Raw genomic sequence first — 16,410 nt, 5'->3', positions numbered from 1 at the left:
GGTCGTGAAGGTGGGTCTTTTCAGCCGCCGTTAACCCGCGCATCGACCCGCAGTGACGGTAACGCCTCCTGTCGGGAATAGTCGGTAGGGGGAAAAAAAACTATAAAAATCCGATCCTTCCCTGAAATTATAATATGCTCTGCCATAATGGCTGTTACATTCAGAAATGCACCAGCAGAGAGGTTATATGTCTCAATCAAAAATAACAGAGCACACTCAGCGAAGTAAAATCAATCCGCCGGTGTTTTACAGCTCCGCCATATTGATCTTTATCATCGTTGCTTTTGCTGCCATTTTCCCTGAACAAGCCGACAAGCAGCTCAGCGCGCTGCAAAGCGGCATCTTCGCCAATGCCAGCTGGTTTTACATTCTGACTGTTGCCCTGATACTCATGAGCGTCGCCTATCTGGGCATGTCCCGGTTTGGTGACATCAAACTAGGTCCCGATCACTCTGAACCCGATTTCAGCTACCTATCGTGGTTTGCCATGCTGTTTTCAGCCGGCATGGGCATAGGACTGATGTTTTTTGGCGTAGCCGAGCCGGTGATGCATTACATGGCGCCGCCGTCAGGCACGCCGGAGAGCGTTGAGGCCGCCAAGGAGGCACTCCGCATCACGTTCTTTCACTGGGGACTGCATGCCTGGTCAATCTATGCCATCGTGGCATTGATACTGGCCTTCTTCAGTTATCGTCACGGCCTGCCGCTGACGCTGCGATCGGCACTCTATCCGATTATTGGCGAAAAAATTTATGGGCCGATAGGGCATGCCGTCGATGTTTTTGCCGTTATCGGTACCGTGCTCGGTGTAGCAACCTCGCTGGGTTATGGTGTTTTGCAGGTTAATGCCGGGCTCAACCACCTCTTCGGGGTTCCGGTTAACCAAACCATCCAGGTCATACTGATTGTGGTTATTACCGGCCTCGCCACCTTGTCGGTGGTGTCGGGACTGGATAAAGGGATCCGCATACTTTCAGAAATCAACCTGACGCTGGCGGTGCTGTTGCTGGTTCTGGTGGGTGCGATGGGGCCAACGGTTCTGCTGCTGAAATCGTTTGTTGAGAATACCGGCGGATACCTTTCAGAAATAGTGAACAAGACCTTTAACCTGTATGCCTATGAGCCCAAATCCAGCAAATGGCTGGGAGGCTGGACCCTGTTTTACTGGGGCTGGTGGCTGGCCTGGTCGCCCTTCGTCGGGATGTTTATTGCCCGCGTTTCGCGTGGACGCACCATTCGTGAGTTCGTAACCGGCGTACTGTTTGTGCCAGCCGGTTTCACCTTGCTGTGGATGACATTTTTCGGTAACAGCGCGATCTGGCTGATCGTGAGTAAAGGAGCACGCGATCTGGCAGAGACCGTACAGTCCGATCAGACCCTCGCGTTATTTAACTTCCTTGAGCATTTCCCCTTCAGCTCGGTACTGTCGTTTATTGCTATGGCCATGGTAGTCGTCTTTTTCGTGACGTCCGCTGATTCCGGCGCGATGGTGGTTGATACCTTAGCGTCAGGAGGCACCGATAACACGCCGGTCTGGCAGCGTATTTTCTGGGCATCAATGATGGGGGTTGTTGCCATCGTGCTGTTACTGGCAGGCGGCATGAAAGCGCTGCAAACGGTGACCATCGCCAGTGCGTTGCCCTTTGCCATTATACTTCTGACGTCGATATACGGGCTGTTCAAAGCGCTGCGCATTGATTATTACAAACGCGAGAGTAAGCAGATCACCACCATCGCCTCGCCAGCTTCACGAAACCCGATTTCGTGGCAACGCCGGTTGCGGAATATTGCTTATTTCCCCAAGCGTTCAAACGTGAAACGCTTTATGAATGAAGTGATTCAGCCTGCCATGCATATGGTCAGCGGCGAACTGCTGAAGCAAAGTACCGTTTCTCACATTAATGACAGTGCAGACGATCGGGTGCATTTTGAAGTGGATCTGGGAAATGAACTCAACTTTGTTTATGAAGTGCGGCTTCGTTCCTATATTCAGCCTACCTTTGCCCTGGCCGGATTAGGCGATGAGAAAAAAGAAGAGCATCGCTACTACCGTGCAGAGGTCTACCTGAAAGAGGGCGGGCAGGATTACGATGTGATGAGCTGGACGCAGGAGCAGATTATCAACGATATTCTTGATCAGTACGAAAAACACCTGCATTTCCTGCATCTGGTACGTTAATCACCGGGCCTGGCTCACTGAGCCAGGCTGTCTTTGCCTCTATTCATACCTTTCAGTTCCACAGATCGACGCGGTTTCAGCGCTTCCTTTCCGGGTTTAATCAATAAGATTATTTCCGCGTCATAGCAGCTCCAGTATCAAATTAGGTGACAACGTCACGCTAGTGCATTAATAGATATCGGTGAGAACAGACTGAAGAAGAGACAATCAGGAAAGAGAGTCAGACCTACGGCAAGAAAAAGCGCTTCCGAATGGAAGCGCCTGTCGCAATCAGGATCAGAAAGAGAGAGTCAGACCGGCGTAATAGGCACGGCCCGGCTCGTTGTAGGTGGATGCACCTTCGGCTTCACGGTAAATACGCTTATCGAGCAGGTTATTGATACCGGCATTAGCACGCAGATTTTTGGTGACGTCGTAGTTAAGATTCAGCCCAAATACTGAATAGGCTCCGACTTCACGCGTCGACAGTGAACTGGCTTCGGTACGCGATTCTGCATTTTCACGCGGTTTCTGACGGCCATACATCGTCCAGTTCAGGCTGGTGGAAAAATCCTCTGTCACCTGCCAGTCGAGCATCGTGTTGATGGTGTATTCCGGGATGATCGACAGCGGATTTCCGGTCTCTTTATCCTTCGACTCAATCATATAGGTCGCGTTGGTCCGCCATTCCAGCGCATCGCGCACTAACGGAATCGTCATATTCCCTTCCAGACCTTCTACCACTGCCTTACCGCCGTTGCTCCACTGCAGGATATTATTGCCGTTGGAGGCAAAACCAATCCGCTCGGTGCCCGCCACGATTTTGTTCTTATAATCGTTACGGAACCAGGTGATCCCGGCAATATAGCCATCCTGACTAAACTCAATGCCCAGCTCTTTATTTACGCTGACTTCAGGATCAAGGTTCTCGTTGCCCAGCAAATAACAACTCCCGCCGATACCGATCGGGCAACCGTTGCCGCGGGTCGCCAGTAAATAGCCTTCCGTTGACTGATAGAGGTTAGGGGCTTTAAACGCACGGGCAATACCGGCCTTGAGTTTGAAGTTCTCGCCCAGTCCCTGGGAAATATTGAGCGACGGACTCCAGTTCGCGCCAAAGGTATCGTGATAATCAAAACGCAGACCCGGGATCAGCTCCGTGCTGTCGGTGGCGGCAATATTATCCTCGAAATAAAGCGAACTCAGAGTCGCGCTGTTTTTACTGTTGCGGCTACCTGCATCGCCATTGATCCCACCAATAGAGACGCCGGGTGCGCTGGTGCCATTCATTGAGTTGGGATCGTTTAACTCGTCGCGATTCCACTCAGCACCCAGCGTCACCGTCTGTTCCCGCACTATCTCCAGCGGGAAACTGACTTCGCCACCGGCGCGGTAACTCTCGAAGCGGCTGGTGGAGAACGTCGTGCTGTTAATTCGTCCCTCACCGCTGCCTGCGGTTCCTTCGTTGAGGCGGGTATTGTTGGTTTTTTCATAATTGAAGGTCAGTTTCGACTGGCCCCAATCCCAGATCCCGTTGTGGGCAATGCCATAGGTCTGACGATAAAGACGGTTAGTTTCTGAACCATCCAGCGATTCAATCAGAGCATTGCCCGCACCGTTGCTGTATTGGGTATCGCCAGCATATATATTGCCCTGACGGCTGTAACCGTAACTGAAATCAATCACCTGCAACGGCGTTAATTTCCAGGAGAGTACGCCATTAATATCTTTATTGCGCACGCCTTCGCGTCCGGCGGCGGCAGAACCATTCTGCGACTGGTTGATATCAAAAGCATCACTGTCGGTTTTATTGATGTTGCCGTAGAACCGCATGGTAAGCGCGTCACCGGCCAGCGGACCGCTGAGATTAAAGTTGGCGCGGCGGGTAGCGCCTTCTTTGTCATCTTCCGGCTGATTGGTGAACAGCGACAGCGAGCCATGCCAGTCATCCGTCGGGCGCTTTGTGATAATATTGACCACGCCACCGGCAGCGCCAGAGCCATAACGGGCAGCCGCCGGCCCACGGATCACTTCGATGCGCTCAACCATTTCCGCCGGTACCCAGTTAGAGTCACCGCGCGAATCCCGCTCGCCACGCCAGCTGTAACGCACTGAGTTTCTTGAGGTCGTCGGTACACCATCAATCAGAATCAGGGTATTTTCCGGTCCCATGCCGCGAATGTCGATCTGGCGGTTATTGCCGCGGACGCCGTTGGCGCTGTTGCCGGTGAGGTTAACACCCGGCATTTTGCGGATGATGTCGGACAGGTCATTAACCGGCGGGTTCTTTTCAATATCCTGCGCGGTAATCACCGAGACGCCAGGCTGTTGCTTTAACTCCTGTTCAGCAGTGACCAGCATAGTCTGGTCGTCGGCCAGCATTTCTGTCTCAGCGTCGTTCGCGGCAGAGGCGGAAGAACTTAATATTCCCGCCAGCAGCAGCGCAACGGGGCGCTTCCGGACATGCATAGTTACATTCACTTAGAAAATCTCCCTGAATCGTTAAGGTATGTAAGCAAATGCGTATAATAATGATAATGATTATCATTTTACAACTATAATCGGGAACTTTTCCGTTATCGCTTGCGATGCATAAGGGAAGGGCTTGAGGAGAAGTGCAGAATCATATCCCAGCATTCAGCGCGCCAGACCACACGCAGAAATCAGGCTACGCAGTGCGTAATCCCAGCGCACAACGTGGTCCTGCCGCATTCCGGATTAGCCAGGCAACATCTGCCGCAATGGCGTTTCAGCCAGCCGCGGACACGCTGCCTGTGTTGGCGCAGGCCGTTATTCAATGAACCAGAAAACCGCCAGCGATCAACGCTGCGTGAAACTTCCGCAAAATCCGATTCTGGTGACGACAAAGAGAGAGGATTAACCGGCAACAGGATAACGCCTCGATAGGCGCTAACAATGTATAGCCGACGAGTAGGGCGGTGATGATCCACGCAAGAAGTTATGAGGTTGTGGGCCAGGTGGTGCTGCGGAATAAGATCATGACCAATGACCAATGACCAATGACCAATGAGCAGATGCGGGCCCGGCTCTCTGCTGATCAGTGAACAATGTCGGTATAAAACCGGCTTAAACTGTGACCCTCGTCACCTAATACCCAGAGCACGCTTTACTTCAATAACAGCCAAACTCTATTGTACCCCCAGAAATGTGAGCGCATCACAATCAGAAAAAGGCAGTGATCATGGAGGACGCTACCTTAATGCAGCACGGTTGCCGACGCACAAAGCATCATGCAACAGCGTATTTAGCCTGAGCAGAGGCTCGTCGTGTCTCTTACCTGTAATCTCAGCAATCTCCTGGCATTACAGGCAGAACAGGGTGGAAGCGAGTTAAAAATCTCCACTATCACAGCGGCTTTGGTGTTCTGAAGCGTGCTGGCAGCATGCCATTACCTCTCTGCTACAAGCACGAGCAGGCTGTTTTCAGGCTCAACAGAAGGTGAGTCTGGCAGGAGGATCACGATGAAGCGCTCACAACTCACACAGGTAATGGCTTAAAAATGTTACTCGCTCACAGTACTGAAGGTTACTTTGCCAACGGTTCCGGCACAACAGCCTGTTTTGCGTTTAACCCATCCTCGGCACGGGGCAGGCCCGGTCCGACATGCAACAGGATGCCTCATCAGCCGTCTTATACCAGGGTCTCAAGGCTGGCAGATTTCCCGGACGCTTTAGTTATTAAAAAAGGATGTAATCATGTATTACTTAAAGAATAATAATTTCTGGATATTCGGGCTGTTCTTTTTCTTCTACTTCTTCATCATGGGAGCCTATTTCCCGTTCTTCCCTATCTGGTTACATGATATTAATCACATCAGTAAAAGCGATACCGGTATTATCTTCGCCGCAATCTCTTTCTTTTCGTTACTGTTCCAGCCAGTATTTGGTTTACTGTCTGACAAACTGGGGCTGAAAAAGCATTTATTATGGATTATCACCGGAATGCTGGTGATGTTTGCTCCATTCTTTATCTACGTGTTTGGTCCGCTACTGCAAACTCATATTTTGTTAGGCTCAATTGTCGGCGGTATCTATCTCGGTTTTATCTACAACGCTGGCGCGCCTGCGATTGAAGCCTACATTGAGCGTGTCAGTCGGCGTAGCCAGTTCGAATTTGGTCGTGCGCGCCTGTTTGGCTGTGTAGGCTGGGCGCTCTGCGCGTCTATTGTCGGTATCATGTTCACCATTAATAACCAGTTTATTTTTTGGCTCGGTTCCGGATGTGCGGTGATCCTCGCCATTTTACTGTTTCTTTCCAGACCTCAGGCACAATCATCAGCAGAGGTGGCCGACTCACTGGGCGCAAACCAATCTCAGTTCAGCCTGCGTCTGGTGATGCAATTGTTCAGACAACCGAAATTATGGTTCTTAACACTTTACGTTGTGGGTGTTTCCTGCACTTACGATGTATTTGATCAGCAGTTTGCCAACTTTTTCACCTCATTTTTTAGCAGCGCCGATCAGGGAACCAGGGTGTTTGGTTATGTCACCACGATGGGGGAACTGCTCAATGCCTGCATCATGTTTTTTGCCCCGTTAATAGTGAACCGCATCGGCGGTAAAAATGCACTCCTGCTGGCCGGAACGATCATGTCGGTACGTATTATCGGCTCGTCATTTGCCACTACGGCAGTAGAAGTGGTGTTGCTTAAATCACTCCATATGTTTGAAGTGCCTTTTTTAATCGTCGGCTGCTTTAAATATATTACTACTCAGTTTGAAGTGAAGTTCTCAGCCACTATTTATCTCGTCTGCTTCTGTTTTTTCAAACAGTTGGCGATGATTTTCATGTCGCTGTTCGCTGGATTTATGTATGACCGCGTGGGTTTTCACGGCGCTTACCTGGTCCTGGGGCTGACCGCGCTGTTGTTTACCTTTATCTCTGTCTTTACGTTAAGTGGCAAAGGGGTATTGGTAGCGTTACGTCCTTCAGCTAATTAATCCGGCAACGAGAAGCATCCGGCGGGGCTGCTTTTACGTATTGAACGGACCCCGCAATTACAGCTCAGCCAGCGATAACGTCACGACCTTTTCGCTGGCTGAGCTGTATATTGCGCCATCCAAAAGCCTGAGCCCGTTCAAAACAAAATTTCCAGTGTCAGAAAGGATCTGGAATCAATCTTGCTGCTTCGGTATTCAATACTGGCTTCATTGAAGAGTTAAGCCGGTGCGGAGTTGCAGCAGCACTGCCTCTTATACCCGCTCAGTCCTTCCTTATGATGATGACCCTGCGGCAGTATCGGAGCCCGGCCAGAGAATATTTAAACCCTCAACCAGGCTTCTTTCTGATTTCGTCAGGATGATCGAAACAGACTGCGGCTGATGCTAAAACATGATGGCGCGGCCTTTTCAACCGCGCGCATTGGCTGCGACTATAAACGTCCGTTAAAGCCATCCCAGTAGCTTTTTGTGGCGCTTTCTAACATTATTTCAGCCCGTTTCTGCGGCCGGTCTGCGCTGAAGGATTGCTTAAGGAAGTTACTTTTCTGTGCGGCGGCGCTAAAAGGGCTCGTACAAGATTCATCGATCTGATCGCCCTGCTGAGTTTGCCGGACCGCCGTAAAACTATTTACACGCTGCTGTGCCTGCTCTTCGCTCAGGCCAGCGGCACGATCCTGTTTACCCAGCTCATAAAACTGACTCAGGAACTGCTTTGCTATCCGATAATTATCAGCAGTGAGTGGACGCGTATTGGGGTCAAAATGGAGTTTAGCTATCTGTGAGGCGGTATGGTGAGCATTTCTTTCCAGACTGGTTTCGGCCGTACAACCGCTTAGCATAGCTGCCGTCAGCAGCAGACCGATATATAAGGGTTTCCGGGTATCAATCATAGTTATGTCCATATATTTATATCTTTTTAATCAACGATTGTTACTGACTTCGATGAAATTACTCTTCATATGCAACCGTGTTGCGGCTTACAGCAAGAGAGATTGAATAATGACGCTTGCAAGGTTATGACGTAAAGAAAAATAGTGGATACTAACCAAAGTTTCAGAAATCTCTGCAGACCCAATGAATAAACCTGCTCAGAATTTCATAATACCTGATGCGTTTCTCATAACGCATCAGGAATACCCTTAACAACAGAGGGCCGTCAGAGAAGAGTATGAATTAAAATTTTCTCATCCGAATCGGTTTATATTTTTTATGCTGAGTGCGATAAGAAGATACCTTCTTCAATGCCTGGCATCCGCGATAACTTTATTTGAACTCCTGATTTTACACATCCGCAAACCACAATTTCTTGCTGATAAAGCCTGCGTATAGAGAGTTTTTTTCTATGCAAATTTAGTTATTCCAGGCGCCTTGCTCATTCTGAAACAGACTATCTCCTCTTATTCGTTTTATAAAGACTGTTATCGCATGGGCTTTTGCTTATACGCCTTATACCGATATTTTTCCTGTTGTCGCGTGTTGACTGCGAGAAGGGCCTTTTGTGATTCCTGATTCAGGGCTGAATGATAAGGATCACACTACAGCCTGAATTCCAGCGGAGCGTTTCTAAATAACTTCCACGTTGCTTCATCAGGCGCAGGAGGGATCTCAGCTCGCTTTACGGCAGATAGAGCCATTTTACACAGTCTGGCGTCACCGCTTTCTGCAACTGCATTTTCGACTACGCCATCACGTCGGAGCGACATTCTGACCGTGCAGACTTTTCCCCGCCAGGCATCCGGTTGATACATTTTTTTTTCAACGGCTCGTTGAATAACGACGGCATAGCGGCCTGCCGGACTGGCCATCGAAAGGAGATCATTTCCCTGCTGTGCAGGCATATTTTTACTGACGCCATTATTCTGAGAGAGGGTACACGCCACCAGAAAAAAAGGGGCTAAGAGCGCAAGTAGTCGAATTCTCTTTGGCACCATTCTGAACTCTCCCTGTTAAATTTAATGTTAAACGCAGCACAGGAAATGATCTTCCGGAATCATTTAACCTGGTTCATTCCAACCATAAACTGAGAGCAGTTTGATGATTCAGAGGCTGCATTTATCTGTTTAGTACTCAGGCTGAATGCTTTTGCAGACTGGGCATCGCCAAGTTTTTCTTTGGTCAGGCGTCCTAGTTCAACAATCTTCTCCGGACTTAACATATGATTATCTACAGCCACATTAAGCAGAGTACAGGTGGCATTAATGGTGTTATATTTAGATATCGTCAGATTATTGACTATATATCCTAACACTCCACCGACAACTAAAGCCAGAAAGGCCAGCATAACAGATTTCCTTGTGCTCATAAATCCTCTTATATCAGAATAATAACAATGAAAACCCGAATACACCAAGAACGCTGATGCGGGCAATGAAAGTATACGTGCAATGCAGCTATTAGCACCAGCATGAATCATTTCCATTTATATTGTGTTGATAGAGAGCCGCATAGAAACTACAAAACTCAAGCACTATGCCACCCGAGCAAATAACTAACACAACTCGTTGTAATGTAAGGATAAATTTAATACAAGATGAAGTCTTTCATGATGAAAAGCATCAGGCTATAGTGTTTATTTTCTGATGCAGGGCATTATGATTGTTAACATAGATGAAGAAATGGCAGCCTGAAAGTTCCCTGAAAAAACCCCCACGATCTTATTAACTGTCATTGACTCTGCCAGTAAATATGCGTGTTTACGTTGAGTGAAGTAACCTGTTACTACTTGAGGAACGCTGTCAGAAACTCACTGAATGCCGTTCCTGAGATCACAAAGCGTTCTGTGGCCATCTCCTCCTTACGTATTTCAGCTAACCGGGCCAGTGCACTTTCTGCATCAGCGGCTCTGACCTCTTCAAACATTTTCTTCCAGCCCTCGCCGACAAGGGAAGCGGCATTTGAAGTCTCCGATTTACTCACTACCGCGACCTGGTTATGTTTTTTATAAAAACAAAATTCAGCCATCTGTTTCTCCATAAATAAACTATCCGAGAAAAAACTATAATGCTGCGGTGGGTTTCTGTACAGATAAATATTCTGTGGTTGGGATAGACATGGGTAAATAAAAAATAATATATGCTTAACTTTATATATTCATATTGCAAAAAACATTTAACCGGAACAGCTTGCGATGACTGTCACTCTCCGATGCTGTGTGCAGCTGATGTCACCAGCAATTGTAACGTTTGGCTTTGATCACATTGAAGAATCAGCAACCAGGCCTGTTTGAATTTCTGATTATCCAGGCAACAGACCAATCCTGATTAGCGAACAGCAATACATATATCTGCTGCTGAACGAGGGTGGTGCACATCTCATGCCTTGAGGCTCCGATAGAGTCGCAGGATTACAAAGACAAAAAACAAGCTCGTTGGACCAGCAGACAGCAACCGGCGACGTTGTTGCCAGTCCATCATAGCGTGGTTGTCCGGATAACCGGCCTCCTGACTGTTTCTGATCGGGTTTTTGACCATTGCAGCGGGTGAGTTTTTACCCAGCAGCGCGTTGTATGACGTGGATAAAGTTCTTGATCACTCGCCCAGAATTCATCAGAACGCGTCATTGTGACTCCAGACTTATTAGGTCTGGAGTCATAAATGATCTGACGCTAAACTGTGTGACTTCGCAGCCTGCACGGAACAGTAAAAGGATCATTGTGACGCTAACAGAATTACGTTCACCTCATGTCGGCCGCCATGTACTGATCTGGCTTGATCAGGTGAGAACAGCCTCATTAGGTGAACTGGATAATTTTGGTGATGAAGGCTCAGTTGAGCAGGTGATGAAGGTCTGGGTCAAATTATCCCTGCTGATCAGCCGCCGCCGCCCGGAAATCGCCGTCTCATCACTGCTGAAACATGTTCTGCCGAATATTGGATCGCAACCGCTTAAATCGATCACCCGTTTACGACTCAACCGTCTCTATAACATTCTGATCGCTGACGGCAAGAAAGAGGAGGCGCGACGGGTATTTGCGTTGACCAAGCAGTTCCTCGCCTGGGCAGAGATGCAGGGCTATCTTGATCACTCCCCGATCGCCTCGATGAAAAAGCGTGATGTCGCCGGACGCGCGACGCCACCGCGCAGTCGTCAGCTGACGGATGCGGAAATCTGGGTGTTCTGGCATGGACTGGATAACTGGGCGTTATCGGAGCAGGCACGCTGGGCGCTGCGGTTGTGTCTGGTCAGCGCGCGTCGACCAGATGAAATTGTACAGGCGCAGAAAGCGGAATTTGATCTGGCGCTCGGCCTGTGGAAGCAGGGGACCCGTAATAAATCTCAGCGCGAACATATTCTGCCGATTTCACCGATGATGCGGATGTGCATTGATGCGCTGATGCAGGCGGCCGATCGCGATTCGCCCTGGCTGGTTCCGGCACCGCGCGATCCTCAACTTCCTCTGTCGAAAGGGGCGCTGAATCAGGCCTTACGCCGTATGATCCGCGCCCCGCGTGGATTGGGGCTGGAGCCTTTTACGCCGCGCGATTTACGCCGGACGGCCCGCTCCAAACTTTCCGCGCTGGACACCCCTAACGATGTCGCCAGGAAAATTATGAATCATGCACTGGAAGGCATCGACCGTGTCTATGATACGCACGACTACCTGACACAGATGCGCAGCGCAATGGATGCTTATTCCGCTGCGGTTGAACAGATCATTGGATGCGAAAGTTATGCCGATTTACGTCACCGCTTTGATGGCGAAACGCTGAACCTGAATGAGATCTCTGTTATGGCGATGTCGCGCTAAATATCCCGTTACGGCTGTCAGAAATGATAACGCAACCAGGCAAAATAGACGTTTCCGTTATTATGCGTGCCGGGAATATAGGTCATCTGAAAATCCAGCTTGCCGTATCCGACTGACGCCAGCGGCAGGATTGCCGGCACCGGAATATATTTCCAGTTATGCCTGGCCGTAACGCCGGCGGTATAACCGGCACCCCAGTGAAATTTATCATTCGCAAGGGGTCGCCACGTCGCTACCCAGCCATAGCCACCAAAGGGTTCCCATTTATTATAGGAGTCTTTAAATGCCATCACATAGAGGCCATTCCAGTTACCTTTTTCGTCGTAACGGGAAATCCCACCGCCTGCACCCCACGGTCTTTCATTATATTTTTCAATATGTTCTCGATCGTAGGTTGCCCGGTTGTGCCAGGTGATAGCGGGCAGATAGAAGTCGGTGCCATCGGGCTGTTGCCAGGTGGTCGAGACCTTATTACTGAAATTGTCCCAGCCTGCACTGAGGTTTTGCGAAATAGTCCCGGCATGAACTGAACCAGCGCTGCAAAGACTTAAAATAACCAACAGTGCGCCCGGTTTTTTAAATAACCGCATAGCAGTATCCTGTGAATCTGGTGTTGTGAAAAAGCCAAACTAAAGCGTAATGCCGGGCATTCTGGCATAAAAAACGACAACCTCAGGTCAATGAAAAGATATCAGCGCGCCAATTTCGTTCCCAAATGACACTCGCCCGGAATAAATGTCGTTCTGCGCCCTGAAATAATTAAGCCGGTTTTTTATTTTCATACCCTGCAATGATCCCGCCGCAATTCAATCTTCATTCTCACGGATTACTGAATAAATTCGCATCATTTGCTAACAAAATCTTGCAATGATAATCGCAATGCGTATATTTCTCATTTGTTTTAAATACAACATCACACCCGCGCTCAGGCGCTCAGGGAAAGGTTTCTGGTTCCTCAAACCATAAGCAGGGCACAGATGCCCGCAGGAAGCATGGTCGTGAACAGTGGCAGCAAAAAACATAATAAATTTGAGGAATTAACGATGTCTTTTCAAGTTCAGCACGCCAGGGAAGCGGGCACCTCAGCCCCGCTGCGCATCTCACTACTGGCCGCGATAATCGCCACCTCGCTGGCGCAAACAAGTGCTTACGCCGCTGAAACAGCCACACCGGCCGCCAGTGACAGTCAGACTATGACGGTCAGCGCCACAGCCGCGGCAGACGGCGCAACAGACAGCTCGCCGGCCACCGATTACAGCGTCCCGGTCACCCGTGCCGGCACTAAAATGCTCGGTACCGTTCGCGATGTGCCGCAGTCAGTCAGCATTGTCAGTAAGCAGCGAATGGAAGATCAACAGCTTCAGTCGCTAAATGATGTGCTCTCTAACACCACCGGTATCCGCGGAATCAGTGGTGATATGGATCGCACCAACTACTATGCCCGTGGTTTCATGATCGACAACTACATGGTGGACGGCATTCCGACTGCGTTCGCCTCACGCTGGAACCTGGGCGACGCGCAAACCGATATGGCGCTCTATGAGCGGGTCGAGGTGGTGCGGGGTGCAACCGGCCTGCTGACCGGGCCGGGCAATCCTTCAGCGGCAATCAATATGGTGCGTAAGCACGCCGACAGCAAAGAGTTTGGCGGCACCGTCTCCGCCAGCTACGGCAGCTGGAACAAACAGCGTTATGTCGCTGACCTTTCCGCGCCGCTGAGCGAATCCGGCAACGTGCGTGGCCGTCTGATTGCTGGCTGGCAGGATAACAACAGTTTCATTGAGCGTTACGGCGCAAAAAAACAGTTTGTTTATGGCGTGGTTGATGCCGATCTGACCGACTCCACTACGCTGTCCGTGGGCTATGAGTTCAGCCAGGTGAATACGGACGCCACCATGTGGGGCGGAGCGCCTCGCTGGTACACCGACGGTAGCCAGATTCATAGCCGTCGTGGTTACAATACCGCGCCGGACTGGGCCTATAACGACAAAGAGAACCGCAAACTCTTTGTTAACCTGAAACAGGACTTCGACAACGGCTGGAACATCACGCTGAACGGTGTGCACAACGAGATGCGACTGGACAGTAAACAGCTCTATCTGGATGGATTCTTCGATAAGAACACCGGCGTCGGATACTCCTCCTACGCGAATTACCCGGTGGTGGGCGGAACCGGTTACAACACCGGCAAACGCAAAGTTGATGCTGTTGATGCCTTTGCCAGCGGTCCTTATGAACTGTTTGGCCGCCAGCATGAACTGATGGTCGGCGTGAACTACAGCCGTCAGGACAACAAATATTTCAGCACCTTCGAAAATATCTCTTCTGAGTCGCTGGGGAATTTCAATGATTTCAACGGCCAGTATCCTGAGTCTGACTGGACGCCGCGGCTGCCTGCCAGTGACACGCAGCTGGTTCGTCAGAAATCGACTTATATGGCAACCCGCATCTCACTTGCCGATCCGCTGCACTTGATCGTGGGTGCCCGTTACACCAACTGGAACCGTGAAACGCTGACTGGCGAGCTGGAGAAGAATAACACTACCCCTTACGGCGGGCTGATCTATGACTTCGCGGAAAACTGGTCCGCTTATGCCAGCTACACCTCGGTGTTCCAGCCGCAGGATTATCGCGACGTCAACGGATCGTATCTGGCACCGGTGATCGGTAAGAACTACGAGGCGGGTCTGAAGTCGGACTGGATGAACAGCCGTTTTACGACCTCACTGTCGGTGTTCCGCACCGAACTGGATAACGTGGGCGAAGCCACCACCCAGACGGTAAAAGGTTCCGGTGACGTGGCCTACATTGGCCGTAAAGGCGTGGTCAGCCGTGGCGTTGAGTTTGAAGTCAACGGTGCATTAACCGATTACTGGCAGATGACGTTTGGCGGCACGCGTTACATTGCGGAAAACCGTGACGGCAGCACTTTCAACCCGCAACTGCCGCAGACCAGCTTTAACCTGTTCACCAGCTATCGCCTGCCTGCGCTGCAACAGCTGACGCTGGGCGGCGGGGTGAACTGGCAAACCCACGTCTGGAATGATGTCGGTGCGCCGGAAAGCAACGGCACCTGGCGCGCCCGTCAGGGAAGCTACGCGCTGGTTGATCTGTTTGCCCGCTATCAGGTCAACAAAAACCTGACGCTGCAGGGCAACCTGAATAACCTGTTCGATAAAGAGTATGACACCAACGTCGCCAGCTCCGTGGTTTATGGCGAACCGCGTAACGTCTCGGTTACCGCCAGCTACACCTTCTGATTCTCTTTATTGATGAAGGAAAAAACGCCTCTGCAGAGGTAGTGCTCAGCAGTGAAGTTTAAATGTGCAAAGGCTGTCACGGTCAAACGTGGCAGCCTTTTTACTGGGTGAGCATGCCGCAATGCGGGCCGGAGCGCCCTTTTTAACAGCACGCACTGAAGTTTCAGAGCAGGCTGGGGTCGATCAGGGGCAGGCAATCCGCAGCGCTGAACAGAATGAGTCGGCCAGGAGAGCCCGCAGGACGCGGGCGAAAGGCGGGGCGGCACAGGATGTGCCATCCCCGCCGGTCCGTCAGGCAGAGGAATGACGTGAAGGAACCGCGCAGCGGCGCGAGGACCGCCAGCCCCTGAGCGGCACCAGCCTGCGTTATCACCTGTCGCTTAACTGACGAGCATGACTCTGCAGAGGCGTTTTTTAGTGATCTGGCCGCTGTCACCCTCAGGTAAAGCGTAAAGCCAGATGAAAACCCTGTCCCGCTGCAACCAGAATCGCCGCTGATTGTTGTTCAAACCTGACGTCACCCGTCTGCAGCGCCGTTTTTACCCGGTTCAGATCGTCGGTGACAAAACCCAGCGCCACCATCCGCGCGCTGCCATCGTAATCTTCCGGCAGCGGACCAAATCGTTGCTGCGCATAGTCTGCCGAAGCAAAACGCACCGTGGCGGCACCAGCACGCAGCACAAATGCGCCTTCCGGGCAGGCGATGATTTTTGCGCTGCCAAACAGATGGCTATAAACCTGCGCCGATAAAGCCGGGTCCTGCGCCACAATCACAAACTCACTGATATTGCGTACGCCATTCGGATGCGACTGCCATGCCGGTTGCCAGACAGCCTCCGGCGTCAGATGCTGACAAAAAAAGCTGCGCCCGTTGGGAATTAAAGAGGGACGCAGCCGCACGGTGCGAAAACGCGCTTCACTCACCGACCCATCGGGCAGCGTAACCGGCCGGTGAAAGCTGGCAGGGGGATCGCCATCCAGATCCTGACGCTGCAGATGCTGATATTCACTTTCCGCATCGCTGCTCTTCCAGACCAGGCCGCTCAGACCGGGCGGCGATTGCCAGAGATCGGCGCGCCGACCGGCATTGCCCGGCTCATAGCCCAGCAGTTCGAGGTAATTTTCGCCGAACACCGCCAGATGATTGCTGGAACCCAGCGAGTGATGGCCGCGTTCGGTCAGCTGAAAACCGAGCCGCCGGAACAGCGCCTGGGCGGCATCAAGCTGATCGGCAACATTAATCACGGCATGATCGAGAATCGGTTGCGGCACAGGCACAGACAT

General features: G+C 50.9%; 11 protein-coding genes. 4 read left to right on the top strand and 7 right to left on the bottom strand.

Annotated features, from left to right (window positions below):
- Positions 1 to 187 precede the first annotated feature (187 nt).
- Positions 188 to 2,179 (top strand): BCCT family transporter, encoded by a 1,992-nt coding sequence (locus LZU96_RS19790; RefSeq protein ID WP_233988256.1) that lies wholly within the window; start codon positions 188 to 190, stop codon positions 2,177 to 2,179.
- Positions 2,180 to 2,455: 276 nt separating this feature from the next.
- Here LZU96_RS19790 and LZU96_RS19785 read toward each other — a convergent pair whose 3' ends face one another.
- A complete protein-coding gene (locus LZU96_RS19785; protein ID WP_233988782.1) occupies positions 2,456 to 4,627 on the bottom strand; it encodes a TonB-dependent siderophore receptor in 2,172 nt (723 codons plus the stop codon).
- Positions 4,628 to 5,874: 1,247 nt separating this feature from the next.
- On the opposite strand from LZU96_RS19785, the gene LZU96_RS19780 reads away from it, so the two are divergent.
- Complete coding sequence (locus tag LZU96_RS19780) at positions 5,875 to 7,119, top strand: MFS transporter (RefSeq protein WP_233988255.1); 1,245 nt, start codon at positions 5,875 to 5,877, stop codon at positions 7,117 to 7,119.
- A gap of 431 nt (positions 7,120 to 7,550) precedes the next feature.
- Here LZU96_RS19780 and LZU96_RS19775 read toward each other — a convergent pair whose 3' ends face one another.
- From LZU96_RS19775 to LZU96_RS19760, 4 genes are all read right to left on the bottom strand, one after another.
- Complete coding sequence (locus tag LZU96_RS19775) at positions 7,551 to 8,009, bottom strand: Exc2 family lipoprotein (protein WP_233988254.1); 459 nt, start codon at positions 8,007 to 8,009, stop codon at positions 7,551 to 7,553.
- Positions 8,010 to 8,654: 645 nt separating this feature from the next.
- Positions 8,655 to 9,050: a cell envelope integrity protein TolA gene (gene tolA, locus LZU96_RS19770; protein ID WP_233988253.1), complete on the bottom strand. Its 396-nt coding sequence runs from the start codon at positions 9,048 to 9,050 to the stop codon at positions 8,655 to 8,657.
- A 59-nt stretch (positions 9,051 to 9,109) separates the two neighbouring features.
- Positions 9,110 to 9,400: a hypothetical protein gene (locus tag LZU96_RS19765; RefSeq protein WP_233988252.1), complete on the bottom strand. Its 291-nt coding sequence runs from the start codon at positions 9,398 to 9,400 to the stop codon at positions 9,110 to 9,112.
- 437 nt (positions 9,401 to 9,837) lie between these two features.
- Complete coding sequence (locus LZU96_RS19760; protein WP_233988251.1) at positions 9,838 to 10,080, bottom strand: hypothetical protein; 243 nt, start codon at positions 10,078 to 10,080, stop codon at positions 9,838 to 9,840.
- 685 nt (positions 10,081 to 10,765) lie between these two features.
- On the opposite strand from LZU96_RS19760, the gene LZU96_RS19755 reads away from it, so the two are divergent.
- Positions 10,766 to 11,866, top strand: coding sequence for a tyrosine-type recombinase/integrase (locus tag LZU96_RS19755; RefSeq protein WP_233988781.1), 1,101 nt, complete (start codon positions 10,766 to 10,768; stop codon positions 11,864 to 11,866).
- 17 nt (positions 11,867 to 11,883) lie between these two features.
- Here LZU96_RS19755 and pagP read toward each other — a convergent pair whose 3' ends face one another.
- Positions 11,884 to 12,456, bottom strand: a complete 573-nt coding sequence (gene pagP / locus LZU96_RS19750; RefSeq protein WP_233988250.1) for a lipid IV(A) palmitoyltransferase PagP — start codon at positions 12,454 to 12,456, stop codon at positions 11,884 to 11,886.
- 453 nt (positions 12,457 to 12,909) lie between these two features.
- Here pagP and fhuE point away from each other — a divergent pair, with 453 nt between their 5' ends.
- Entirely contained in the window at positions 12,910 to 15,126 is a 2,217-nt protein-coding gene (gene fhuE / locus LZU96_RS19745; protein ID WP_233988249.1) for a ferric-rhodotorulic acid/ferric-coprogen receptor FhuE, read from the top strand.
- Between the two features lie 438 nt (positions 15,127 to 15,564).
- Here the strand turns inward: fhuE and LZU96_RS19740 are convergent.
- A partial coding sequence (locus LZU96_RS19740) for a VOC family protein (RefSeq protein WP_233988248.1) occupies positions 15,565 to 16,410 on the bottom strand: 846 nt, incomplete at its 5' end.

The organism is Pantoea agglomerans (assembly GCF_021397715.1).
In the GTDB taxonomy this organism is placed as follows: domain Bacteria; phylum Pseudomonadota; class Gammaproteobacteria; order Enterobacterales; family Enterobacteriaceae; genus Pantoea; species Pantoea astica.
The sequence above is the reverse complement of the archived record's forward strand: the minus strand, read 5'-3'. Positions and strand labels throughout refer to the sequence as shown.